This window comes from Streptomyces sp. ADI95-16, assembly GCF_003721495.1.
Classification (GTDB): domain Bacteria; phylum Actinomycetota; class Actinomycetes; order Streptomycetales; family Streptomycetaceae; genus Streptomyces; species Streptomyces goshikiensis.
In genome coordinates this window covers 1-24,453 of record NZ_CP033581.1, presented here as the reverse complement: position 1 = coordinate 24,453, position 24,453 = coordinate 1, and the positions used below count along the sequence as shown (strand labels likewise).

General features: G+C 68.9%; 21 protein-coding genes and 2 pseudogenes. 18 read left to right on the top strand and 5 right to left on the bottom strand.

The genetic code is table 11. From position 1 onward, the window contains the following. Nucleotides 1-2 precede the first annotated feature (2 nt). Together EES41_RS00120 and EES41_RS00115 are read left to right on the top strand one after the other, a co-directional pair. Nucleotides 3-1,268 carry a multidrug effflux MFS transporter gene (locus tag EES41_RS00120; RefSeq protein WP_123074537.1) on the top strand — a complete coding sequence of 422 codons (1,266 nt, stop codon included), beginning with the start codon at nucleotides 3-5 and terminating at the stop codon, nucleotides 1,266-1,268. Between the two features lie 664 nt (nucleotides 1,269-1,932). Then, nucleotides 1,933-2,748: an alpha/beta hydrolase gene (locus tag EES41_RS00115; protein WP_123074535.1), complete on the top strand. Its 816-nt coding sequence runs from the start codon at nucleotides 1,933-1,935 to the stop codon at nucleotides 2,746-2,748. Here EES41_RS00115 and EES41_RS00110 read toward each other — a convergent pair. Beyond that, on the bottom strand, nucleotides 2,745-4,040 hold the full coding sequence (locus tag EES41_RS00110) for an XRE family transcriptional regulator (RefSeq protein WP_123074533.1): 1,296 nt from the start codon (nucleotides 4,038-4,040) through the stop codon (nucleotides 2,745-2,747). The two genes, EES41_RS00115 and EES41_RS00110, sit on opposite strands and share 4 nt — an antisense overlap. Nucleotides 4,041-4,129: 89 nt before the next feature. Between EES41_RS00110 and EES41_RS00105 the strand changes: the two genes are divergently transcribed. From EES41_RS00105 to EES41_RS42530, 12 genes and pseudogenes are all read left to right on the top strand, one after another. Beyond that, nucleotides 4,130-4,858 (top strand): bifunctional 2-polyprenyl-6-hydroxyphenol methylase/3-demethylubiquinol 3-O-methyltransferase UbiG, encoded by a 729-nt coding sequence (locus EES41_RS00105; protein WP_308438214.1) that lies wholly within the window; start codon nucleotides 4,130-4,132, stop codon nucleotides 4,856-4,858. Further along, nucleotides 4,855-5,118 carry a hypothetical protein gene (locus tag EES41_RS00100; RefSeq protein ID WP_229895806.1) on the top strand — a complete coding sequence of 88 codons (264 nt, stop codon included), beginning with the start codon at nucleotides 4,855-4,857 and terminating at the stop codon, nucleotides 5,116-5,118. Before EES41_RS00105 ends, EES41_RS00100 begins: the two co-directional genes overlap by 4 nt. Before the next feature lie 123 nt (nucleotides 5,119-5,241). Next, nucleotides 5,242-5,367, top strand: a complete 126-nt coding sequence (locus EES41_RS43730; RefSeq protein ID WP_277425852.1) for a hypothetical protein — start codon at nucleotides 5,242-5,244, stop codon at nucleotides 5,365-5,367. Between the two features lie 122 nt (nucleotides 5,368-5,489). Further along, nucleotides 5,490-6,731, top strand: coding sequence for a TfuA domain-containing protein (locus EES41_RS00095; RefSeq protein ID WP_241197467.1), 1,242 nt, complete (start codon nucleotides 5,490-5,492; stop codon nucleotides 6,729-6,731). Next, nucleotides 6,721-7,866: a YcaO-like family protein gene (locus tag EES41_RS00090; protein ID WP_123074529.1), complete on the top strand. Its 1,146-nt coding sequence runs from the start codon at nucleotides 6,721-6,723 to the stop codon at nucleotides 7,864-7,866. The genes EES41_RS00095 and EES41_RS00090 overlap by 11 nt, the downstream gene beginning before the upstream one ends. Beyond that, nucleotides 7,863-8,729 carry a class I SAM-dependent methyltransferase gene (locus tag EES41_RS00085; protein ID WP_123082156.1) on the top strand — a complete coding sequence of 289 codons (867 nt, stop codon included), beginning with the start codon at nucleotides 7,863-7,865 and terminating at the stop codon, nucleotides 8,727-8,729. The genes EES41_RS00090 and EES41_RS00085 overlap by 4 nt, the downstream gene beginning before the upstream one ends. Further along, the gene (locus EES41_RS00080; protein WP_123074527.1) at nucleotides 8,726-9,739 is read left to right on the top strand and encodes an NAD(P)H-dependent glycerol-3-phosphate dehydrogenase; all 1,014 of its coding nucleotides are present in this window, start codon (nucleotides 8,726-8,728) and stop codon (nucleotides 9,737-9,739) included. The genes EES41_RS00085 and EES41_RS00080 overlap by 4 nt, the downstream gene beginning before the upstream one ends. A 66-nt stretch (nucleotides 9,740-9,805) precedes the next feature. Further along, nucleotides 9,806-10,162 (top strand): hypothetical protein, encoded by a 357-nt coding sequence (locus EES41_RS00075; protein ID WP_123074525.1) that lies wholly within the window; start codon nucleotides 9,806-9,808, stop codon nucleotides 10,160-10,162. After that, nucleotides 10,146-11,003: a hypothetical protein gene (locus tag EES41_RS00070; protein WP_123074523.1), complete on the top strand. Its 858-nt coding sequence runs from the start codon at nucleotides 10,146-10,148 to the stop codon at nucleotides 11,001-11,003. The genes EES41_RS00075 and EES41_RS00070 overlap by 17 nt, the downstream gene beginning before the upstream one ends. A gap of 469 nt (nucleotides 11,004-11,472) precedes the next feature. Next, entirely contained in the window at nucleotides 11,473-11,619 is a 147-nt protein-coding gene (locus EES41_RS00065; RefSeq protein ID WP_254211228.1) for a hypothetical protein, read from the top strand. Beyond that, nucleotides 11,616-12,227, top strand: coding sequence for an RNA polymerase sigma factor (locus EES41_RS00060; protein ID WP_254211227.1), 612 nt, complete (start codon nucleotides 11,616-11,618; stop codon nucleotides 12,225-12,227). The genes EES41_RS00065 and EES41_RS00060 overlap by 4 nt, the downstream gene beginning before the upstream one ends. An 857-nt stretch (nucleotides 12,228-13,084) precedes the next feature. Continuing rightward, nucleotides 13,085-13,801 (top strand): annotated as a pseudogene (locus tag EES41_RS42530) (IclR family transcriptional regulator C-terminal domain-containing protein); the annotation flags it as partial. Nucleotides 13,802-14,684: 883 nt separating this feature from the next. On the opposite strand, the gene EES41_RS00050 reads toward EES41_RS42530, so the two are convergent. From EES41_RS00050 to EES41_RS00035, 3 genes are all read right to left on the bottom strand, one after another. After that, entirely contained in the window at nucleotides 14,685-16,016 is a 1,332-nt protein-coding gene (locus tag EES41_RS00050; protein WP_254211226.1) for a restriction endonuclease, read from the bottom strand. Nucleotides 16,017-16,158: 142 nt separating this feature from the next. Next, nucleotides 16,159-17,079 carry an IS3 family transposase gene (locus EES41_RS00040; RefSeq protein WP_164495652.1) on the bottom strand — a complete coding sequence of 307 codons (921 nt, stop codon included), beginning with the start codon at nucleotides 17,077-17,079 and terminating at the stop codon, nucleotides 16,159-16,161. Next, nucleotides 17,076-17,384 (bottom strand): transposase, encoded by a 309-nt coding sequence (locus tag EES41_RS00035; protein WP_302186139.1) that lies wholly within the window; start codon nucleotides 17,382-17,384, stop codon nucleotides 17,076-17,078. Before EES41_RS00035 ends, EES41_RS00040 begins: the two co-directional genes overlap by 4 nt. Before the next feature lie 393 nt (nucleotides 17,385-17,777). Here EES41_RS00035 and EES41_RS00030 point away from each other — a divergent pair, with 393 nt between their 5' ends. The 4 genes from EES41_RS00030 (at nucleotide 17,778) to EES41_RS41160 (ending at nucleotide 23,320) form a co-directional block, all read left to right on the top strand. After that, complete coding sequence (locus tag EES41_RS00030) at nucleotides 17,778-19,631, top strand: ATP-dependent endonuclease (RefSeq protein ID WP_123074508.1); 1,854 nt, start codon at nucleotides 17,778-17,780, stop codon at nucleotides 19,629-19,631. Nucleotides 19,632-20,227: 596 nt separating this feature from the next. After that, nucleotides 20,228-21,727 (top strand): Mu transposase C-terminal domain-containing protein, encoded by a 1,500-nt coding sequence (locus EES41_RS00020; RefSeq protein ID WP_254211224.1) that lies wholly within the window; start codon nucleotides 20,228-20,230, stop codon nucleotides 21,725-21,727. 7 nt (nucleotides 21,728-21,734) lie between these two features. Next, nucleotides 21,735-22,517: an ATP-binding protein gene (locus tag EES41_RS00015; RefSeq protein WP_123074502.1), complete on the top strand. Its 783-nt coding sequence runs from the start codon at nucleotides 21,735-21,737 to the stop codon at nucleotides 22,515-22,517. Nucleotides 22,518-22,519: 2 nt separating this feature from the next. Continuing rightward, the gene (locus EES41_RS41160) at nucleotides 22,520-23,320 is read left to right on the top strand and encodes a hypothetical protein (RefSeq protein WP_164495634.1); all 801 of its coding nucleotides are present in this window, start codon (nucleotides 22,520-22,522) and stop codon (nucleotides 23,318-23,320) included. A gap of 57 nt (nucleotides 23,321-23,377) precedes the next feature. On the opposite strand, the pseudogene EES41_RS00005 reads toward EES41_RS41160, so the two are convergent. Beyond that, nucleotides 23,378-23,701: pseudogene (locus EES41_RS00005) on the bottom strand (DEAD/DEAH box helicase family protein); the annotation flags it as partial. Nucleotides 23,702-24,453: the final 752 nt, after the last annotated feature.

The following is a 24,453-nucleotide window of genomic DNA, read 5'->3' as shown; positions in this document are numbered from 1 at the left end:
CCATGAGCAACGACGCCGCCGGCCGGCACACCCGATTCATCGTCCTGCTCGCAGCGCTCGTGGCCCTGGGACCACTGTCCATCGACGGCTACCTGCCCGGACTGCCGGACCTCGCCGGCGACCTGCGCGCCAGCGCCGCGACCACCCAGCTCACCATCACCGCATGTCTGGCCGGGCTGGCCATCGGGCAGCTGATCGCCGGGCCGCTGAGCGACACCTACGGCCGGCGGCGTCCGTTGCTGGCGGGCCTCGCCCTCTACACGATCGCCAGCGCGCTCTGCGCGGCGGCACCCGACGTCCGGACCTTCGTCGGCCTACGCCTGGTCCAGGGCATCGGCGGGGCGTTCGGCATCGTCATCGCCAACGCCATGGTCCGCGACCGCACCTCCGGAACCCGCACCGCACGTCTCTTCTCCGCACTGACCTTGATCACCGGCCTGGCGCCGGTGTTCGCGCCGGTCCTCGGCGGCCAGCTACTGCGCGTCACGGCCTGGCCTGGAATCTTCGTGGCCCTGGCCGTACTCGGCGCCGTGATGCTAGCGGCCTCCGCCGCAGGACTGCCGGACACCCGGCCCTCCGCGTCACGCCAGCCGCTGCTGGCTGTCGTCGGGCAGCTGCTCAGCGACCGGGTCTTCACCGGGTACGTCCTGGCCAACGGCCTGGTCTTCGCGGCGATGTTCGCCTACATCTCCGGCTCGCCGTTCGTCCTGCAGGAAATCCACGGCCTGTCACCGCAGCAGTACAGCGCCGTGTTCGCCGTCAACGCCGCCGGACTCATCGTGGCCGCCCAGATCAGCGGCCGGCTGGTGGCCCGGGCCGGCGCCCGCGTGCTGCTGCTCGCCGGTCTGCTGGGCGCGACAGCCGGTGGCACCACGGTCCTGGGCGCGGTGCTGACACGGGCACCCCTGCCCGTGCTCCTGATCGGCCTGTTCGTCCTGGTCTCCAGCGTGGGCCTGGTCATGCCGAACGTCGCGGCCCAGGCCCTGGCCGACCACGGCGGACACGCCGGGTCGGCCGCCGCTCTGCTCGGCTTCAGCCAGTTCATGTTCGGCGGGGCACTTGCTCCGCTGGCCGGCGCGGGTGGCGCCACCGACGCCTTGCCGATGGGAATCATCGTCGCCGTGCTGCCGGCGCTCGCTCTGCTCACACTCGGCGTCCTCACCCGGTCGATGCCCGGTGAGCGCACTCGCAGGCCGGCTCGCCAAGAACCTGCCGGGCACCGGCGACCGCGCCGGCACATCGATCGCAGACGAGCCGGCATCCAGTGAGTGCAGGCCATCCTCGTCCTGCACCACGTCGAGTCACCGCGCTACGAAGGATGAAACGGCGCTCACACAGCACCCGGCCCAGCTCGTGTGCTGGATCGACTCCGGCATCGGGCCGGTGCTTGCGGCAACGGGGGCGCCCCTCGCGGTCCCGTTCTGCGAAGTTGATGCTGCCGCAGACCACGCAAGGGTTGGCGCGCACTCTCCGGTGACTGTGGCAGGAGCTGCAGATGCGGCCGCCCTCGCCCAGCGTAGGCAAGGGGCGCTCGCGACCACAGTCCGCACAACGGGGCAACACCAGTCCGTCTGCACCGTGTTCACGCAGAGCCCGCACCAGCCGCTCAAGGTTCTGGCTCAACTTCTTTGGTGACGGCTCGACGATCGGTTCACCGGGCCCCGGAACGATGGGAACCAGCAGGTCAGTTCATTGGTCCGGCGCGGGCGCGGGCGCGTGCGGCCCAGCTCCACAGAAGTTGAGCCAGAACCCGTTCTCGTGTACAGAGCCACCGAGCGCTACCAGGTCGGTCCTCGCACGGCGCAGAGGCTCCTCGCCGCAGCCCGAACCACCCCCGAGGACTAGGCCTACCGAGCAGCGGCTCGACCACGAGCAACCGCGGATTTTTTCAGCGCGCTCGTCCCCGGCGAACGTGGTCTCTACGATTTGTCCATGACCTCTGAGTTGAACGTCGCGTTCAGGTCGTTGGACGGCACCGCGCTAAAGGGGACGGTGACGGTGCCGGAACGGATGACGGCTGGTGTGGCCGTCCTCGTGCACGGTGCCGGGGTGACTCGGCAGGAGGGCGGGTTCTTCACCCGGCTCGCCGCTGGGCTCGCCCGTGAGGGTGTGCGGTGCCTCCGGTTCGACCTGCGCGCGCACGGCGCGAGCGGTGGCCGGGCCGAGGAGGTGACGATCGCGGGAGTCGCCAACGACATCCGGGCCGCGAGTGATCATCTGCGTGCCGAGGCAGGTGTGGACCGGCCGGTGCATGTGATCGCAGCCTCGTTCTCCGGAGGGGCCGCAGCGCTCCACGCGGCCTACCGGCCACAGGACGTCGGCCGTCTGGTGCTGCTCAATCCGCGTCTGGACTATCGGGATCGGTACGTCACCAGCCGCCCGTACTTCGACGCCGACTACATCACTGCGTCCGCTGCCCGGGACCTGGACGAGCGTGGTTACACGGAGAAGTCCCCGTGGGAGCTGGGCCGGGCTCTTCACAACGAGGTGTTCTACCTCGACCCGGATGTCTATCTGCGCCAGGTGCGGGCGCCGGCCCTGCTCGTACACGGGACGAGGGACACGTTCGTGCCGGTGGAGTCCTCCCGCCGCTACCTCCCGGTGTTCGGGGGACCGGCCGAGCTGATGGAGCTGGACGGGGCGCAGCACGGGTTCGCTGTGCATGAGGATCCCCTGTATGCGGATCCGCAGACTCAGGTGTGGCAGGCCGCCGTGATCGAGAGGGTCTGCGGTTTCCTCGTCGGTTAGACCGGCAGGGCGGTGAGGGCCCGGCGGAGTTCGCGGACGGCGGGCCGTCGTGCGTATGGGCGGAGCTCACCGGCGGTGCGGCGTAGTTCGCCGAGTGCCTGGCCGAAGCCGGGGACCGCGGCGAGCTGGAGTGCGGACAGTCCCGTGGCGGCGGCGTCATCGGGCTGTCCGGCGGCGGCCAGGGCCCCGGCGAGATGGGCGGTGAAGAAGGCCCGGTCGCGGGTGGCGAACGCACCTTGCTCCGCCAGGTGCTGGCGGAGCAGGGTGACCGCTTGCTGGGGCTGTCCGGCTTCGCGGTGGCAGATCGCGCTCTGGGCCATGAGCCGGTTCTCGCTGTATCCGGCGCACAGCGGTCCGGTGCAGGTCGCCGGCTCGGCGGGGTCCGCGGCGGCGAGGGCCTCGTGGGCCTGGCCGAGGGTGCGGGCGACGGACCGGGGCGGGGCGCCGGTGAGTGCGAGAGCACGTGCTTCTTGCTGGAGGGCTTCGGCGCGGGCGCGCGGTGGCAGTCTCCAGGAGCCTTGGGCGGCGGCGTGGGCGAGGTCGAGCATGCGGGCCGCATCTCCGCGATCGGTGGCCTGGGCTTTGCGGAGCAGGACGTACGCGTGCATCGGGCCGTCGCCCGTGATGCTGGCCCACTCGATGGCCCGGTCGTGGAAGTACAGGGTGACCTGGGGCGGGGCTCCGGCGTCGCGGTGGAGGAACGCGGTGAACTCGGCGGCGCGGGCGCCGACCATGAGTAGCTCGCGGCGGACGGACGAGCGGGTGCCCCGGGCGAGTTCGTCGATGACGGCGAGAAGGTCCAGCGCGGTGGGCAGTGCCTGGCGCGGTCCGGTGCGTCCATCGCTGCGCGCGGCTTCGTCCAGCGCGGAGCGCAGATGGCCGACCAGGGCGTGGTCGCTGTAGCGGCGGGCGTTGGCGAGGGCGGCGGTGAGCCGGCCTTGGCCGGTGGGGTTGAGGAGCGGCGCCGCGCCCACGACGAAGCCGCCGAGGAAGGAACGTCGGCGCATGGACTCCTCCTCCTGGTCGACGGAGTCCTTCCCCGCGGCGGGAGGAATGAAGCCGAGCTCGGCGAGAGGCACCCCGAACATCGACTCCAGGACGCGCCGGGTCATCTTCCGCTTGGGCCAGCCGGGGTCAGCCGACTCCCACCGGCGCACCTGGCGCACGGTGATGGTCGCGGGTTCGCCCAGCAGCGCCGAGTGGGTCTCGTAGGCGTCGGCTACATCGCTCTGGCTGTGCCAGCCCAGGCGCCGACGAGCATCGGCGAACTTGCTGTTTCCCGGTCGGGACATGGCTACCCCCGGTCGCGGACCTCGCGGAGAAGCGGCGGCCGTGAGATCGCGGCCGCTCGGAGTGAGAACTCTGACGTTACTCCCGTCAAATGTCCTGTGGTACGTCCTCGTTGCTTCCCGCGGGCGAACCTACGGTCCTCAGTACGGCCCATCCACTCCAGTGCGACAGCCACCCCAAGGACCACGCCATGAGTCGTCCCGCCTCCCCGCCGCATGTGCCGGGCACCATCAGCAGGATTCCCGGTCCCTGGGACCTGAACATGATCGCGATGCACGGCCCGATCACCGCCGCGGAGCAGCTGTTCGTCGCCGAGCACATGGTCACCGGGGGAGCCGGCCGTACGGCGGTCGAAGTCGGCTGCGGCACCGGACGCTTCGCGCACTGGCTCCACCACGCGCACGGCTACCACGTGACCGGACTCGACCTCCCACCCCACAACCTGCGCCTCGCCAGGCTCCGCGGGCAGGGGACCGGCCTGTCGTACGCGGCCCACGACGCCGAGACGGGCCCGCCCCCCCGGACTCCCCGTCGACGGAGTGGACCTTGTGATAGCCCGCATGACCACCCGCTACCTGCGCGACCCTCTACAGCTGCTGCGCCAGGTCCGCGACCGGTGGCTCCGCCCAGGAGGCTGCCTCTACCTCCAAGTGCTGGCGAAGCCGTTCCCCGACGAACTCCAGGGCTGGGTGGCGCCCGAGAACCTGCCTGCCTATGTGGACGGCTGGGCCAGCCGACAGCGCATGGACGAAGGCCCCCGCGCCCACCCTCGTGCTCCGCACGTCCCCCCGCTGAGCCAGCCACCAAGGACACAGCATGAGCCGCCCCGCCTCGAAGGACCCCCGACCTCTCCGATCGGCGGCCACCCGCCGCGCCATGGCCCACCGTCAGCTCCCTCGCTGGCTCCGCGAGGGCGCGGTGGCCGTCGAAGACGGCGGACGTCGAGGCGTCGTCCAGTTCATCGGCGAGTGGGAGGACCCCGCCACCCGCCGCATCAACCCGTGCGCGATCTTCCTGCGCCCCGAGGGCGGCGGAGTGGAGTGGATCGTCGCAGACCACGTCACCCTCACCCAGGGCTGAACACCCCCAGACCCCCCGCCCCGTTCCGGGGCGGGCGAGCGGACCCGCAGGCGACCAGCCCCAAGGCCCGCTCCACCACCGGTACGGGTGGTTGGCCGCCCGTACCGTCCGCAACCGCAACACATGAAGAAGGAGAAACCCGTGGAGCAGTCCAAGTCCGCAGCCGCCAGTTCCGCGACGCCGGCCGAGGCGATGGAAGAGATCGCCGAAGCCGTGGTAGTCGCGCAGGACGTCTTCGACGAGGAGTAGCCGCCCCTCGAACGCCCTGAGCCGGGCGTCCCTCCCCTGTCTGCCTCCCCACGGGGCCGGGGGAGGGGCGCCCGTCCTCACCTTTCACACCATTGCCGGCTGGAGGTCCCAAGGTGATTCACGTGTTCGTCGGGCCGACGCTCGCGAAGACCGAGCCGCAGCTCGCCGTCCCCGGTGTTCGGGTCTGTCCACCAGCCCGGCACGGCGACCTCTTCGACGGCGCCCTGCACGCTGGCGACACGGTGGTCCTCGTCGATGGCGTCTACCACCAGGCGCTGGCCCTGCGCCACAAGGAGATCCTGGCCGCCATGGGCCGGGGCATCTCCATGATCGGCGCGGCGAGCATCGGCGCGCTGCGGGCGGCCGAGCTCACGCCGTTCGGGATGCTCGGCGTCGGCACCATCTACACCTCCTACCTGCGCGGAGAGATCGACGGCGACGACGAGGTGGCGGTCGGCCAAGCCCCGGACGGGCAGTGGGACGCGCTGACCTGGCCCGTCGTCAACCTCCGGCACGTCCTGCACCTGGCTCAGGCCGCCCACGTACTCAAACAAGACAGGGCCGTCCACCTGCTGGATGCCCTGCGCGCGGTCTACTACCCACAGCGCACCGCGGCCGCGGTGTGGGCCGTGTGCCGCCGCCAAGGAGAGACGGACTTCGCCGCGTGGCTGGCCGGGCGCCTCGACCAGAACCGGCACTTCGGCGACCTCAAACGCGCCGACGCCCTTACCGCGCTGCGCACCGCGCTGACCGGATGGGCGCAGCCGGCCGAGAGCCGGCCTGCACCGGCCGTCTGGGAGACGACGTACTTCTGCCGCTGGTCCAACACCTTCGCCCGCACCACCGTCGACGGGCTGGAGTTGGCCACGGAAGACCGCCTCGTCTACCAGCAGATCTTCGACCCGTATTTCCGCGAGAGGTGGACGGCCTACCTTGAGCACCGCTCCCTGAACCCGGCCGACGGGCTGGTTCTGCCGCTCGACGTGCGCCTGGCCCAGCTCACGGGCGGGGACGTGCCCGCCCATCAGGTCTTCCACCCGCCGCTCGACCTGAGGGACAAAGCGAGCGTGGCCCTGCTGATGGAGGGCGAGACGGAACAGGACCGCCAGGCGGTCGCCCAGTATGCCGCCGCCCTCGCGCGGATACACCGCAGTCGGCCCGGCTTCTCCACCGACGCGGTGCGCGACGACCTCACCCGCCAGATCCTGCTGCGGGTGTGGCAGTGCCCGGAGGCGGACTTCGACGCGGAGGCGTCCGCGCGCGGGCTCGGCTGCGGGGCACGCGCCGTTGAGGCGGCCAAGCGGATCGTCCCGGGCTTCCTGGACGAGAGCAACGAGAGAGCGGAGTTCGGTCATGCGTGCTGACGACCTGGTGGTGCTGCCGGGAACGGTGCGCGCGCGGACCCCCGAGGAGACGTGGGCGGCGGTGGCCGGGCTTCTGCCCGAGTTCGGGATCACCCGCCTCGCCGACCTTACCGGCCTGGACTGCATCGGGCTACCGGTCTGGACGGCGATCCGGCCCGCCTCCCTGACCCTGAGCACCTCCCAGGGCAAGGGCGCCACCGGGCTGCTGGCGAAGCTGTCGGCGGTCATGGAGGCCATCGAGTTGTGGCACCTTGAGCAGCCCCTGCCCATCGCGGCACGCGGCCCGGCCGCCGAGGTCGCCCCCCACTGCCCCGTGGCCGCGCTTCCGATGACCGTCCCCTACCCCGAGCACACCCTGCGCCAGATGGTGTGGGAGTGGACCCAGGGCACGGGCCTGGTGAGCGGACACGACCAACTGCTCCCGGCCGACCTCGTCCGATGCCGGGCACGCAGGCCCGAGTGGAGCCCGGACCTGCTGCGCGCGACCAGCACGGGCCTGGCCTGCGGGAACACACCGGATGAGGCACTGCTGCATGCCCTGTACGAGGTGGTGGAGCGTGACGTGCTCTACCGGGAGGAGGCGGACGGCAGGAGCTGGCGCACCTTCATCGCGCCCGGGACGGTCGAGGACCCGCATGCTCGTGAGGTTCTCGACAAGCTCGCGGCCGCGGGCATGTCGCTGGAGATCGCGATGGTCGACGGCCCGTACGGGCTGCCGGTGTGCGTGGCGTATCTGTGGTCGGAGGACCTCCCCGTGGTCTTCGCAGGCGGCGGCTGCCACAGCGTTCCGGCGATCGCGCTGACCCGGGCGCTGACGGAAGCCGCGCAGTCCCGGCTGACCGCGATCTCCGGGACCCGCGACGACCTCACCAGCGCCCCCAGCAGCACGGGTACCCCGGCTTTCCGCCCCGCACAGACCTGCGGGCTCGTACCGTGGCCGGACGCGATCGGCCACTTCGCCCGAGCCGACGGCGGCTTCGCCGATCAGGCCGCCGACCTGGCCGTGGAGATTGCCCACGCCACCGGGCACGAACCGGTCGCCCTGGACCTCTCCCGCCCGTCCAGCCCGGTCCACGCCGTGAAGGTCGTATGCCCCGGCACCCGCTCCCGGATCAGGAGGTCGATGCCCCGATGAACACCACCGCTGCGGTGGCGTCCGGCAGGCGCTCCGCCCAGTACGACGCCTTCCACACCGCCCGCGCAAACACCGATCTCGTCGCCCGCCTCTATGCCACGGCGATGGGGGAGGACTACCCGGCCGAGACCGCGGCCTCCAGCTCCTGCGACTGGCCCCTGCTCGGGCTGATGACCGCACGCCTGCGGGTGCGGCCCGGCCAGCTCCTCGTGGACGCCGGCTGCGGGACCGGAGGCATCGGCCTGTGGCTGGCCCGCGCCCTCGCAATGCGCCTGGAAGGCTTCGACCTCTCCCCGGTCGCCGTCGCCCAGGCCACCGGCCGCCGCACCCACTTCCTCGGCTCCACCGGACACGCCGCCTTCCGCGTAGCCGAGCTGGAGCACACCAACCTGCCCGACCGCCACGCCCACGGCATCGTGTGCGTGGACGCCCTCGGCACCGCCACCGACCGGACCGCCGCGATGCGCGAACTCGGCCGCGTCCTCGCCCCGGGCGGCCGAATGCTCCTGACCCGCTCGACCAGGCGCGGCGCCGAACCCACCTGGCCCGAGCAGGCCCAAGCCGCCGGGCTCACGCTGGAGCACGTCGACGAGCGCCCCGCCGAGCCGGCCATGTGGGACCGCCTCTACAAGCTGTGGATCGCCCATGCCGACGACCTGCGGCGCGAACTCGGCGAAGTCCAGACCGAACGGATGCTCCGCGAGGCGCACCAGATGCTGCCCAAACTTCCCAGCCGCCGCGCCGTCCTGCTGACCCTACGGCGCCCCGCACACGATCCCGCCGCATCCGGCACGGCCGATACGATGACCGCGCCCCGCCTTCCCAGCGGCAGGCCCCCGTTCCACGAGGAGATCCCGCAGTGACCCAGCACCGTTCCCTCCGCGCAGCGGTGCTCTCCGCCGGGTCCTGGGGCACCGCCGTCGCCAAGATCATGGCCGACGCCGGTACCGACGTCGTCGCGCACGCCCGCCGCAGCGAGATCGCCGACGCGATCAATACGACACACCGCAACCCCGGCTACTTCCCGGACATCGAACTGCCCTTCACCGTGAAGGCCACCACCGACCCGGCCGTCGCCCTGGACGGCGCGGACTTCCTCGTCCTGTCCATCCCCGCCCAGTCCCTGCGGGCCAGCCTCGCCACGTGGGCACCGCACATCGGGCCTGACACGGTGATCGTGTCGCTGATGAAGGGCATCGAGGCCGGGAGCGGCCTGCGGGCGAGCCAGGTCATCACCGACGTGACCGGCGTCCCCGAGGAACGGGTCGCGGTCCTGTCGGGCCCGAACCTGGCAGCCGAGATCATGGCGGAGCAGCCCGCCGCCGCCACCATCGCCTGCCCCGACGAAACCGCCGCCCGCCGCTTCCAAACGGCCTGCCACACCCCGTACTTCCGGCCCTACACCAGCACCGACGTCATCGGCTGCGAGCTCGGCGGCGCGGTGAAGAACGTCATCGCCCTCGCGGTCGGCATCGCTTCGGGCATGGGGCTCGGCGACAACTCGACCTCGCTGCTCATCACCCGCGGGCTGGCCGAGGCAACCCGCCTGGCCACGGCGATGGGCGCCGAGCCGGCCACCCTCGCGGGCCTGGCCGGCGTGGGCGACCTGGTGGCCACCTGCTCTTCCCCGCTCTCGCGCAACCGCACCTTCGGCACCCATCTCGGCGGCGGCCTGAGCGTCGCGGAGGCGACGGCCGCTACCCGCCAGACCACCGAAGGCGTCAAGAGTGCGGAGGCGATCCTCGCCATGGCCCGCGCCCATGGTGTCGAGATGCCCATCACGGACGTCATGGCCGACCTGCTGAACGAGAAGATCACGCTCGACGAGGCCGCCGCCGCGCTGATGCAGCGCCCCGCCAAGCCCGAGCGCTGACCCCCGGCGCCCCGCCTGCGAGGCCGCCCACCGACACCTTCACCCTCCTGACCCGGAGGTCTCCCCATGCCCGCATCCGTGCTGTCCGCTGCCCAGATCGCCGTCACCGTCGCCCTCGTGGCGTGGATGATCTCCGGATTCACCCGCCTGCCCGGCCGCTGGCTGCGCTGGAAGATGTTCTGCCGGGGCAACTTCATCATCGTCACCCTCACCGGTACCAAGGACGGCTGCACCGAACCGGTCAGCGCCTACAGCTACCTGACCCCCGGCTCCTTCCTCCTCGGTCCGCCCCAGCTCGTGGCAATCGTCAATCATCTGGTCCGCAGTGGCCGGTACGACCGGATCGACGGGCACGGCCGGCTCCTGTCAGAGCGGGGCGAGCAGAGCCTGGAGGTGAGGGACAGCCGTGTCGTGGTTCTTTGACGCTCTCGCCTCCGGCTTCCAGCACCCCACCGACCCCGGACGCCTCCAGCAGTTCCGCATCGTCTTCGGCACCGTCCTCGGCCTGCGGTTCGTCCTCTCCATCGGCCAGGGCGGCTGGGACCGGCTCGTCCCCGGCTCCCTGAGCCTCCACCTGACCGAGCAGCGCTTCGGCCCCACCCGGACCCGCCTCCTCGCCAGCGCCTACCGGCCCATACTGATCATCCGCACAGCCGCCGCCCTCACCCTGGCCGCCGGTCTCGCACCCAGGGCCTCACTCCTGCTGGTCCTGGCCGGAGCCGCCATGGAAATGCTCTACCTCAAGAGCCCCAACTCGATCCACTACACCCTGCTGACCGGGGGCGGCCTCCTAGCCGCCGGAGACCTCGGCCACGGCCTGCACATCGGACACGCTCCGAGCACCGCCAACACCTGGGCGCAGTGCCTCCTCGTCCTGATCACGACCGACATCTACTGGAACTCCGCCTGGCAGAAGACGCGCTCGCGGCAGTTCCGCACCGGCCTCTACCTAGCCCAGTGGATCCACACCTACACCCAGGTCAAAGACCAGCTGCCCTACCGGCACGAGCACGCAATCCCCGGCTTCGTCCGCCGCCACCTGGGCAACCTCACCAACCGCGATATCCGTCTCTGGCGCCTGCTGGCAACCACCGTCATCGCAGCGGAAATCGCGCTACCCGCCGCGCTGCTCTTCCCGAGGACAATGCCGTACGCCGCCGCCGCGGGCATCGCGATGCATATCGCCTTCACCTGCCTCAAGCCTCGGCAGCTCGTCACTTTCTCCGGCCTCACCACCGGAACCTACTTCGCCTTCGCAGCCTGAGAACCACCCCACGCCCAGGACAGCTGCGGATGTGCAACACGGTAGACCGCTCTGCCCAGGCACCCGAGAGGGGCTGGCGCCAGTTCAGGACATGCCGCGGTCGGCACGGGATTGGTCCCGTCTTTCCCGGGGTCGTTCAACCTGGCTCTGCGGATGCGTACGCCCCTCCCTGCTCTGTTCCGCCGCTGCACCGGCGGAACGGACCACCACCGCGGCACCGGTGCTGCTGAAGTTCTGGTCAACCGGGGGCTCGTTGACCGGAGAGTGTTTCTGCCCATGTTGCTTCGTTTGGGGTTTCGGAAGTGATCGTTCTTTGTCTGCACGTTCGGGGTCCTCCCAATCGGTATAGGGGTGGAGGCGAGCACGTCTCCGGCGCTGTGCGGGCGGGGCGCGGCGCATTCGACGACATCCCTGGGAGGGGCACGTGCAGCGAGATGCTGCTCCGTGGTTGGTTGTTCTGGAGATCACGTTGGCCATCCGAGTCTTCGGGCCTGACGCGGTGCGCTGCTGCCGACGGTTGCTCGCCGCGGGCGTACGGATCGGGATCTCCAGCATGGCGGGAGCCGCCCGTCGCGTCGGGGCCGAGCCAGACGACCACATCAAGGTCGAGCGGTGACGCACGGCGGGCCGGAGACTTCCGGCGAGGCCGAGGACGTCACGGGCTCCGTGCAGCGTCCGGCCATGGACGACTGGAGCACCGACAACCAGCTGACGTTCTGGGCCTTCCACGAACGCCGCTACACGAAGTACCTGCGCTACGCCTACGCGCAGCTGGGGTCAGACGCGGACGCCGAGGAAGCGGTAGCCCACACCTTCGAACAGATCATGAAGAAGTGGTTGTACATGCTGGGCATGGAAAGCCTGGACGGATACGCCTGGTCCATTCTCAAGGGCCGGATCGTCGATGCGCGCCGAAAGAGAGCGAAACGGCCTGAGCCTACTGATGTGTCCGCGTTCGAGGCGGTCCTGGCGGACGGCCGGGACGACTTCGAACTCCTTGCCGGGACCATTCACTTCTACACGGCCGTCCGCCGACTGAGTGAACGTCAAAGAGACGCCGTGGTCCTGCGCTACGGGTTCGACCTCTCCACAGCCGAAGCCGCCGAGCTCATGGGCGTGGAGGACGCCACCGTCCGCTCCCAGTTGCGTCTGGCCCGCAACCGCCTCCGCCAGCTACTCGCCAACCCCGGCAACACCAATGGAGACAGGAAGGTCAGAGCATGAGGGACCGCGAGTTCAAGCAGCACCTGGAAGACATTCACGCCAGGCCGCAGGTCCCCGACCGATACGCCGACCACGACATGACCCGCGCCCGGGCCCGACTGCTCGGCCTCGACGCGGCCGCCCTCCAGGGCGGCCGGCGCACACGAGGCCAGGCACTAGTCTGGGAGCTACACGAGCCGGGCCCAGAAACAGCCGTCCCCCCGGCCCGCCTCAAGCACTGGCTGGACCCCCGCCAAGACCACCCCGCTGACGCCGCGGACGCACGGCGCGCGCTGGGCGCGGTCTGCCTGCGCTCGCTGTTCACGCCCGACTCCGGATCCGTGCTGGACGACCTCGTCGAACGCGGGCCGTCCGACTGGCGCGGCCCCCTCGTATTCGCCTGCCTGTTGCACCTCCTCGGGCACGACGGCGCAAGGTTCTGGTGGCAGCTCGCCGCGGCTGCAGGCAGCGACACCGCCGTCTACTGCCTCTACCTCGACCACAGCCGGCACGCGGAGTACGACGACGCCGAGGTATGGGCAGCCTGGCTCGACCACACTGCCTTCATCCCGCTGCGCCGCTGGGGCCCCTACATCAACGTGTCGCCCAAGAACTTCCTCCCGCCCACCCTCACCGCCTATATCGAAGAACAAGACGATGACCTCCTCGGCATCATTCCTGCACCCAGCGAAGGCCTGGTGGACTTCGTGCAGGAACTCGTCGACCCGGCCAGGGCCCCGGCTCTGCTCCGCCAGGCCGACACCCCAGAGCGCCACAATCCCCTGCCCGGCGCCGAGCGGGAACGGCACGCTGGCTGGTCTCTCGCACTCACGCCTCACCAGGACCCGGACCGGCCCAGTCCGCGAGACAGCGACGCGATCCGGCGAGCCCGAATCGCCGAACGCGTCGTAGACATCCTGCAGCAGCACCCGCTGGGCGCGACCGACCGGCAGATCTCTCGCGACTCAGGAGTTCCCGAACGGCAACTCCATCAAGTCCTGGCGATGCTGATCGACGAGGACTTCGCCCGGCCCATGAACGACAGCGGCGTCTACGCTCCCGGCCCGGCCCTTGACCGCCTGGCCTCTCCCGGCGGCCTCATGACGCAGCTTCAGCACACCCTCGCCCTCGCGCGCGACAGCGTCGGCGCCGCTGTCTACCTCAGCCGCTACACCGACGGCGAAGTCCGGATCACGCAAATGGCAGACGGACCCATCACACCAGCCGTCACCGAGTGGGTCGACTTCCGCGCGGCCGCCCACGCCAGCGCCGTTGGCAAATGCCTGCTCACCCAGCTCGACACGGCCACCCGCCTCGACCACCTCGCACGACACAAAGCCGCCCGGCTCACCCCGCGCACCATCACCAGCCCACGGATCCTCCTCGACAGGCTGGAACGCATCACCCCCGACGACCCCGTCTTCGACCTGCGCGAGTACTCCCCGAACACAGTCTGCGCGGCCGTTCCCGTCACTCTCGGAACGGACGCGGGCAGCTTGGCCCTCTCACTGCCCTACGGCAGCGCCCACCGCCTCGGAACCGCGACACAGGCCCTGACCCGCAAGGCCGTCCCCGTCCTGCTCACCCTCCTCCTGGCGGGTGCCCAGCTGCCCACCAGCAGTTCCAACATCGGCGAGGACCCAGTCCAACCTCGGCCCAATGTGCTCAGCCAGACCGCGCTGGACCGGCTCCGACGCCGCTTCCGCACGCCACTGAGCATCACCGACACCATCCGCGACGTTGAGCTCCCACCCACACCCGGCCCACACCTGACCACGCGAGCCGAAAGCGACACCCTCTACCTGTTCGCAGCCGACCCCGCCCCCCCGCTCAACCCGGAGAACGCCCACCTGGCCCTTCCCCACACCTACACCACCCGCGCCGGCAGGTGCGGAGGAACATCCGCACCGGACTTCGACACCCTCGCAACGAACGACCTCCTGGTCTTCGGCACATGACACCGCCATCGACCGCTTCGCGTCTCCGCCATGCCACGCCCCAGTGCGGCGAGACGCGTAAGTGTCTTACGCGTCTCTGCAATGTGGCCACGGGGTTCAGAACTGTGCCTCCACCCTCTCCGCATGACGGCCTCCCGCAGCTCCGTTAGTCGACTAGCGGACGTCTGCGCTTCAACGGGCGCAGGTCCGTGAGTCCAGTCGGCTCACGGACCTGCGCGCCACTGCACCGGGCGAGCGGCTCAAGTGCTATTCAGCGCTTGCTCTTCAGTGGTTCGGCGTCTTGTCTTCAGTAGATGTTGCGGCCCTGTGAGCTGCTGCTTTGTGGCGGCGGGGATGGTTTTACTGACGGTTTGACGCCGATTTACCAGTGAAGAGCGGAGCTGAAGCGGGGGTGGGGTTGACGCAGAGTCTGTGGGTAGGCCGATGCGTGAGTGCCTCCTGATGGGCGGCGGTTGCTGTGCTGTCGGGAGCGGCCCCTGTGGCGGAGGTGCTGGGGTTGGTCCTCTGCTTCATGCGGGGGCTACGTGAGGTCTCGTGTTTCCCAGCCGGGTGGGAGTTTGGGTAGGCCGATGAGGGCGTCGATGCCGAGGTGTTCGAGGAGGAGCGCTTTCAGGTGTCGGCCGTCGATGAGTTCCATGCGGCCGGTGCGGTGGGCGAAGTCGTGGCTGGCTTTGCCGAACCAGGCGGTGGTGACGACGATGCCCTTGGCTGCTGCTTTGTCGTGCATGACGCCGGCGAGGGCGCGGACAGCTTCGGCGGGAACGGCGTTTTTGGTGCGTTTGGCCTGGATGATGCAGAGTCCCCCGATGAGGGGTTCTTCGTTGAGGGCAACGGCGTCGATTCCGTCGTCACGTGAGGCTTGGGTGACCCAGGACTTGAGCCCGATTGCTTCGAACAGTCGGCGGATGAGGTGTTCGAACTCGATCGGGTCGAGTGCTACAAGGTCGGGGCGGCTGTCGAGGCCGGCGATCACGTCCTGCTCGGGTGCCAGCTTGTATTTGGTGAGGTCGAAGGTGACCACGGGGCGGACGGGCTCGAGGTCGTACGGGTGCTGGGAGACGATGGCGTTGAGGTAGCGCAGGCTCTGGACGGGATCGAGTTCTGGTTCGTCGAGGACGAGCTCTTCGAAGGTCTCCCTGCTGGCACGCAGGCTGATCAGGCAAGGGCGGATGGCTTTTCCGGTGGCGCGGTCCTTGGCGTTGACGTGTCCGTTGAATGCCACGACATCGACCAGCGCGGGTGGCGTCACGGCGAGGGTCTCGTCGATGGCGCGTAGAGCGAGTCTGGCTACGAGGTCCCTGTACATGGCCTTGGTGTCGGCTTCCTTCCGCGGCTGTGGCACAACCGTCGCCGGGGTCGACGCCTTGTAGCGGTACTGCGTGACCGCTGGGACTACCGCCTGGCCGGGAAGCTCGACTTCCAGTACCAGCTCTCGTGATTCCGGCGCGTACGCGGCGCGCCACACTCCGCGGAGCCCTGGCGGGTAGACGATCTGGGCGAGTGCGGTTTCCACACAGTCGGTCATAGCGTCCGGACCGCCGCTGACCAGGGCCTCCTCCACTGGCAGGCGGTGAGCGTGCAGTCCCGTAGTCCTGGTGGTGAGCACGGATTCCACGCGCTGGACCTGCTTTTCTACCTCGGCTGTCCTCGCCGCAGCCTCGCGGCGTAGATCCTCGCTCACCTGCTGCCTGGAGCGCCGATCCGCCTCGGACTTCTCACGAGCCGCGGCCTTCTTCGTTTGCTCGGCAGCCCTCACCCGGGCCGCCTCACGCTTCTCCAGATCCCGGACGATCTGATCGGCGTTGCGCGCCTCCTCGGCTCGAGCCCGCTCGTTCTGCTTCTTGGCCCGCATCCAGGCCTGTGTCTGCTCCCGCTCCCGCCGAGCCTCCTCCTTGGCACGCTGTGCCGCTTCCCGTTCCGCGGCACGAGCCTGCCGGACCCGTTCAGCCTCTGCCTGCCTGGCTGAGGTTCCCCCGCTGTGCGGGAGGTGCTGACTAGCTGGTCAGGATAGGTTGACGTGGTTTCAGGTTCACTTGTTCGGTGGCTGCCTGGGTGGCGTAGTGCTTCTCCTCGTACTCGATCGGGCTGAGGTATCCGAGGCGCTTCTGGATGCGGCGTGGGTTGTAGAAGCCGTCGAGGTATTGGAAGAGCGCGAGGTTCGCCTCGGCACGTGTGGCGAAGACGCGGCCGCGGACGCACTCGGTCTTGATGAGCATCCACAGGTTCTCCGCGAGAGCGTTGTCGAACGAGTCGCCGACCGATCCCATGGACGCCTGGATCCCGGCTCTGACCAGGCGCGTTGTGAGCTTCACGGACGTGTATTGGCAGCCGTGGTCGGCATGGTGAATGAGCTCGTCGGCGGCGGGTTCGCGGGAGGCGAGGGCGTACTCGAGGGTGGTCAGGACCAGGTCGGCGTCCGCGCGGGCGGAGGTTTCCCAGGCCACGACCCGGCGGGAGAACGCGTCGCGGATCGCGGACAGCCACAGCGGGCCCTCCAGTGTCGCGATCATGGTCAGGTCGGTGACCCACAGCCGGTTCGGACCGGCCGCGGTGAAGTCGCGTTGCACCAGGTCAGGGGCCAGTTCGGCGTCCGGGTCGCGGCGGGTGAAGCCCTTGCCCCGGCGGGGGCTGATCCCGGCGAGGCCCGCCTGGCGCATGAGCCGTTCGACGCGCTTGCGGCCGACGTGGACGTCCTCGCGCTTGAGGACGGCGTGCACGCGCGGTGAACCGTAGATCCCGCCGGACTCGTCGTGGACCTTGCGGATCCGGTCCGTCAGCTCGGCGTCCCGGCGGCGGCGCTCGCACGGCTCGGACTCGGCCCGGCGCCACCGGTAGTAGGTGGAGGAGGGAATGTTCAGTTCCCGGAGTACGTGCTCGACCCCCAGGTGCGGGTGCGCATCGAGGAGCGCCGTCACCTGGGCCGGGTCGGGTCGAGCTGGGCCGCGAAAAAAGCCGAGGCCGTCCGCAGGACCTCGTTCGCCCGCTTGAGCTGGACATTCTCCTTCCGCAGAGCCGTCAGTTCCTCGCGCTCGGCGGTCGTGAGGAGATCGCCTCGATCGCCGGCGTCGGCCTCGGCCTGCCGGATCCAGTTCCGCAGGGCCTCGTGGTGCACACCGAGTTCCTCGGCCATACGACGGATCACCGGCTTCGGCTCGGTGGTCCGATACATCCGGACCGCACGCTCACGCAACTCCAACGGATATTTCCTCGGTGCAGGCATCGTCTGGACTCCTCTCATGAGACCCATCTGACCCCCTGTCACCACTTCCCGCATCTCGGGGGAACCTCAGGCAGCTGCCGCCTTGGCCTTCTGCGCATCGCGGTACGCCTGCATCAGCTGCGCCGCCAACGACTTTTTCGGTGCCATCAGCCCCCCTCGTGATGCTGGAAGAGCTGCCCTGCTTGCCGAGCCGGCAATCAGGTGAGTCTGACCGGTCCTCAGGCTGCCCCGAAGAAGCCCAGAAGCATGGGAACTGACTGAAAGCACCTCAGGTGCCGCGCTGGAGCACCCTAGTATTAGCTGTCTGCATGACTGCCCAGTGGCGCAGCTTGCGCGAACTCATAAGGCACAACCGTCTGGTGGGGTCCGGGCGGGGATACGGAGCAGCTCTTCGTGCACCTCAACAGCTTCTCCGTCTACGGATTTCGTTCACTGTCCCGCGTTGAGGACATCCCTGTCAGTTCACCGACGATCCTTGCGGGTCACAACGACGGTGGTAAGAGCGGCGTGCTGGCAGCGCTCGGTTTCCTCCTGGGCACCCACCGCTTGGTTGACGAAGACCGTACGTACCAGGTCGGGAGTGGTTCGGAGTCGGGCCGGTGTGCGGAAACCTGGGTGGAGGGATCCTTCGCTCTGAACCTGGCCGAGCGCAGTGAGGGCGGCCTGCCGGCAGTGATCCGTATCCGGCGTCGAGCCCGAGCGGGCGAAGCCGTGTCCTTGGAGTACCTGGGAACGCAGCCCGAGGACCCGCGCCTGCGTGATCTCAGCAGGTTGCTCCGACCGGCACTCGCAGCTCTGGTCGAGGAGTTTGGGCTTGTAGCCAGGGGCAACCTGAAGGACGACTTCCTTGCTGCTTTGGCGGCCCATGCGGCGACATCGCCGCAGTCTGAGATGTGGCAGCCGCTCCCCAAAAAGCTGGTAGAGCGGCTGCCTCGGCTGCTGGCATTCGGAGGCAAGGATGAGAGTCCCGACGACGCCGTCCGAACGGCGCTGAGCAGCTGCTATGAGCTGCACTTGCAGGATGAGACGGTCCAGGGCCGGGTGAAGGAGATCGAAGCAGAGATCACTCAGCGGTTGGAGAAGGAGGCTGACTCCTTGTGCCGGCACATCCGGGAACACTGCGCCGAGTTCGTCGGCGTTGAGGTCAAGCCGGAGGTCTCCTTCAGAGGTGGATTCAAGGGAGCCCCCTTGCACGTCTCGCGGGCCGACGGGGAGCTAGTGGACCTGGCGCGCTCCGGACAGGGCAGCACACGCCGTATCGCCCTCGCAGTGTGGGAGTGGACTAGCAACCTGCTGGAGAAGAACGAACTGGCCGCAGCCTCGGAGCAAGACGTCGAAGAACCCACGCAGACGATCGTCGTCTATGACGAGCCCGACACGCACCTCGACTACCGCCATCAGCGCACCGTGATGGACATTATTCGCAAGCAGTGCGCGCAGCTGCATGTCAGCGTGCTCGTCGCGACACACTCCATGAACCTCATCGACGGCGTCGACATCGCCGATGTCGTCCATCTCAGGCTCGGCAACGATGGCCGCACAGTCGTCGAACGTCTCGCCGCCGACTCACACGACGGCATCGACTTCCACCTCGGCCAGATCGCCTCCGCCCTCGGCCTGCGAAACTCAGTGCTGCTCCATGAACGCTGCTTCCTGGCAGTGGAGGGGGACACCGAGCGCCAGAGCGTCCCCCTACTCTTCCGCTTGTCGCAGGGGCTGTCTCTCCAGGCAGCCGGTGTTGCTCTCTGGGGATGCGAGAACAACGAGGGCGCTCTGCACCTGGCCAGTTACCTGGTCAAGCACCAGCGAACCGTGATGCTGATGGTCGACGCCGACAGCCGGGACAACAAGCTCTTCAAGCCCGACCGAATCCGCCGAGCCGGCCTCGATCTGCGCACTCAGGTCTCCTATGTGGGCGAGGCGGCGGGTTACAACGAGCTGGAAGAGCTGTTCAGCGACGAGCAGTGGGCTGCCGCTGCCAATGCACGCTGGCCCCGTGCCGCTCCGCTGAACTGGAAGGCGTCAGACTTCGCTGCGCATCGAGGAGGGAAGTTCAGCTCAGGCATTCTCAGGATGATTAAGGAACAAGCTGGGGAGACGAGCCCCAACGGCAAGCCGGATATGGTTTTCGGGCTGGCGACCAACCTGCGGACTGCCCATGAGGTACCCGAACAGCTGCGACAGTTCTTTACTGAGGTTCAAGCACTGGCTACTGGCTCGCCGGTCGGCGGCTCTGCCGTCGTTTGATCATGCGTTCCTTGCGTTGAGCGAGGGTGGGTGCTGTCCAGGCGTGCCACCCCGCTCCGTCCACCCATTGCCGGGCATGCACAGAGGCTTCTATGCCGCACCATCTGCATCCGCTGGGCGCAGGAGAAACGTCGCTTTGAGCAGGATCCGACTGGGACACGAGACCTCCTTTCACACCCTTATCCTCCCTCCTGGCACTGACAATCGCCCGGTTGAGCCCAGGCGTACTTACTCGTCGATCGTTCTCCTCACCGCTTCCCAGCGGCGGGTAACTCATGTCAGTTGTGTGGGTAGACACCTTGCTTGAGCTGGGCCCTGGGAACGCGATCCTTACACTGTCGTGAGACCCAATACCCCGTTTGGGTGTTTCGTGTGATGTGTCCGTATGGTCTTCGGGTTCCTGGACAGCGTCCCCCTGGTAATAAGCGTGCGGTTCGGGGGTGAGGTCGGTGGAGGAAGGTATTGGATCCGGTTCAGCGGGGTTGGATGTGTCGGCTGGGTGGGGGCGTGAGGGAGCGGTCTCACGCCTGCTGGTTCTGGACGCGCGCGATGAGTTGACGAGTGCGCACGTTCGCTTGGTGGCGGGAGCTCTGCAGGTGTCGGAGCGGACGGTGTGGAGCTGGCTGGCGGCTGCTCGTTCCGAGGGACGGACCGGCCGGAAGACGCGTTCGCGCTTCATGGTGACCGACGAGATGCGCCGTTCGCTGGCGCTGTGGGGTGGGAACGTCTCCGCGGTGCATCGCGAGCTCGTGGCCCGTGCCGAGCGGGATCCGTTGTTGGGTCCGGTGCCGTCGCTGTCGGTGTTCCACCGAGCGGTGGTGCGGGATCTGTCGGCGGGGGAGCGGGCGGGGTTGAGGGGCGGTGAGGGAGCTCGGCGTCGGTTCGATGTGTATGGGAAGCGCCCGCCGACGCATCGGAACGCGTGCTGGGAGGGCGACCATAAGCGGGTTCCGGTCCGGGTGAGCCTGGATGGGGTGGCGGTGTGTCCGTGGGTGACGTGGTTCATCGATGTGGCGTCGAAGGTGGTCGTGGGGGTGGCGGTTACCCCGCATCAGCCGGCGCGGGATGCGGTGCTGGCTGCGTTGCGGGCGGGGATCAGCCGCTTGGAGCCGTACGGGCCGTACGGCGGCCTGCCGGGGCGGGTGCGGGTGGACCGCGGCAAGGATTTCCTGTCGAACGCGGTCGCGAAGGCTTTGGGCGGGTTCGCGGTGCCGGTTGATGATCTGCCGGCGTACAAGCCGTACCGCAAGGGCACCATCGAGGCCCTCAACGGTGCGGTGGAGGAGATGCTGCTCGTTGCCCTGCCCGGGTACACGCGCCGCGCCCGGCCCGCGGAGGCGTACCGGCCGGACCCGGTGGAGGAGCTGCTGGCGTACTCCGACTTTGTGAGGGTGTTGCTGGATTGGGTGGCGTGGTGGAACGCCGAGCACCGTCCGGCCGGCCTTTACGGTGGGAGGACGCCTGCGCAGGCGTGGGAGGCGGACCCGACTCCCCTCGAGGATGTCCCTGAGGAGCAGTTGGCGTTCTTTGCGTTGGAGGACGACGGCCGTCTCCGGAAGATCACGACGAACGGGGTGGCGTGGCGGCGGCGTGCCTATATCGCGCCGTGGATGGCCGGGCATGTCGGGGCCAGGGTGCGGTTGCGCTACCTGCCGCACTTCGACGGCATGATCGAGGTTTTCTCCGCCGAGGGTGGGGGCCGGCATTTGGGTACCGCCTATCTCGCCCAGGCCGCGACACCGGCTCAGCGCCGCGCTCTGTCCCGGGTCCGCGAGAGGAAAGCCGATGCCCTGAAAGCGGACTTGAAGGCGGCGGAGAAGCTGCGCCGTGCCCGCTATGCGGCTACCACGACCGCGGTCGTGCCGGTCCGGCGGCGTACCGAGACCGCCCATGAGGCGGAGGCGGAGATCGCCCGGGCCCGGGCGGTGGATCTGGCGGCGCGGGCGCTGCCGGACTTGATTCCTCCGCGGGAGCCGCCTGCCGACTGGGCCCGTCCGCGCAAGCGGTCCTCCCCAGGTGTCCCGGAGACCGCCACGGAGCCCGCTGCGCCCGCAGTCGGGCCGGAGGCCGGGGAGTGCCCCGGCAGCAAGGAGTGAGTCGGGCATGTCTGCTTCCACCCGTCGGGGACGGCTCCCCGCAGCGCGCGAGGACCACTTCATGCGTCTGGCCGAGGCCCAGGTCGTCTCCACCAGGGCCCTGCTCGCGGCCAGGGAGAACATCCGGGCCGCGATCGAGGCACAGGCGATGATCTGCATTTACGGTCAGGCCGGTCATGGCAAGTCTTTCGCGGTCAACGCCTCGCTGCGCGAGCTCGCCCCGAAGCTGACGCGCCGGATCCAGTTCCGGGCCCGCCCCTCGACCCGCGACCTGCGCCATGAGCTGTTCTACGCCCTGGGCCTGCAGGGCCGCCCGCCGGCGCACGCGATCGAGTTCGACCGGATGCTGCGCGGCGCTCTTGTCGAGCCGCGGGTGCTGGTGTGCGACGAAGCGCAGTGGCTTTCCAAGCTCTGCTTCGAATATTTGCGCTACCTGTGGGATGACACCGATTCTGCGTTGACGATCGTCTTCACCGGCGGGAACGGCTGCTTCGAGATGCTGTTGAGTGAGCCGATGCTGGAGTCCCGCGTGTACGCGTGGCAGGAGATCGGCCGGATGCCGCTGGACGAGGTCCTGGACGTCATCCCCGCCTTCCACCCGGTGTGGTCCGAGGCCGATCCAGAGCTCATCGCGCTCTGCGACCAGGAGGCCGCGCATGGGAACTTCCGTGCGTGGGCGAAGATCACCCACCATCTCACCGTCGGCTTGCAGCAGGCTGGTCGCAGCCGTGTGGACGAGGAACTCCTGCGCTGGGCCTACAGCAAGCTCAGCTCCCGGCAGGCGGCCTGACCATGCTGACCTGCCCCGATCCGCCCCCGGTGACCGTGATCGTCGACCCGGGCGATGATCTGGTGCATACCCGCGCTGCTCTGGCCGCGCACGATCCGCCGGCGGGGAGGATCACCGTCCACCCCACACCGGGTACCGATTCCACGCTGGCGCTCGCCCACGACGTCCTGGCAGCTCTGGGCAAGCCCGTCCCTGTGGCCGGGTACCGCGGGCACGACACCGGCCCGGCCTGGGCCCTCGCCGCGGCCTGGATCCTCGCAACGGGCACGACGCACCTGCTCCTCCTGCGGGCACACTTCCTCACCCAGCCCCGCCTGGACGCTCTGCTGCTCCTGCGCCGCCGCACCGGCCTGCGGCTGACCCTCGTCGTCCACACCTCACGCCTGCCCGCCGGCGTGGATCGGATCCTGTCCGGCGTCCGCCACCACTTCGCCGATGCCACGGCCCTCCTGCCCGCCGCCGACGGCCCTTCCGCCGCCGACTGCCCGCTGCCGCGCCCGCTGGCCAACCGCTGGATCGCCCTGCCGGCCCTGACCACCCTGCTGGCCTTCGACGAACCCACCCGCCCCTGCCGCTGCAGCGCACCACTGGCGCCCGACCGCGACTTCTTCCCGCCCGTGATCTCGCAGCCCACCCAGACCGAGGTCGCCCGGCGCCTCCACCGGGCCACCGCGCATCCGCATCTGGCCGCTGAGCTGGCTACCGCGGTGTTCACCGCTGCGTCCACCACCCAGCTGCGCACCGCCCACGTCCACGACCTTGGCCCGGCTGCCGCCACTGCTGATGCGAGGGACAGCTCGTAGACGACCGGCCCGAATACTTCCTCGTCGTCCATCGAGCAAGCCATCTCCCGAGCGAGCCGTGCGCACCCCGAGCCCGTTGAGCACCGGGTCGTTCTCCAGCGAGCACACCGCGACCATCGGCGCGGTGTGGCCCACCTGGCGCCACGCCTGGGCGGTCTGCGCGAGCAGGTCGAGGGTGGGGACGGTGACGAGGATCCGACCGCCCGGGAAGCTGTCCAGCGCGCACGCGGCGGCCGTGATCGTCTTCCCGGAGCCGGTCGCTGACACGATCGTGCCTCGGGCACCCTGCGGGGGCATGGATGACCTTGCAGGGAATCCCACCCACTTGCGAAACGCCGATTTCTGGTCGACCTGATGTTCTCGCAGCTGAACGGCAGTCATGAGGGCCATTTCCATGGTGAGATGGTGCGTGATGAGATGGAGGAGGCTGAGGCTCTCAGTGTCGGCACTATGGCCTTATGCTTCCTTGCGTGATTCGTCCTATCTCAGGCCCTCCCAAGTTGAGGCACCTCCTTGGCTCCCTCGCACTCATCCTGCTGATATCTGCTGGCTGGTACGGGCTGCAGCCGGTCTACCCCGACTGTCTTCTTTTCTAGCGGGCCTCCGGGAAATCATTGAACCCAGAGCAACTTCAGCAGCAGGCAATTGATTCCGGGCAGTGCGTTCCTCCCCAAGCTCGCTGGGAAACCTGGATCGATTGATCATCCAGAGCATGCTCTCTCTTTCCGCCAAGAGTACATGCTGCATCAAGATGAGGTAGCCCTGGTCAGGACGGTGATGATGTGGGGACCGGCCGTTTTGACGAGTTGCCGGGTGGTTACGGTGGAGATCGGTATCACGCCTTGCATCATCCCGACAAGGACCCTCATGGACTCGACCGAGTATGACTGCCAGCGGATAACGTGTGGATTTGCGCCGGCCGACTACGAGCACGACCCCAACTGCATGTATCGAGAAGGCCCCTACTGCCGTCCACTCGACGAAGGAGCTCGCAGGACGAGCCGCCCCAGTGCTGTTGACTGTCTGCCGGCGGGCCCTGGCCCTGAAGGGGCCGGCTTTGGCCCTGATGATCTGTGTGATTGTTTACCCTGGTCAGGGCCGCGCCCGCCTGTTCCGCTACTGGCGGCCCCGTG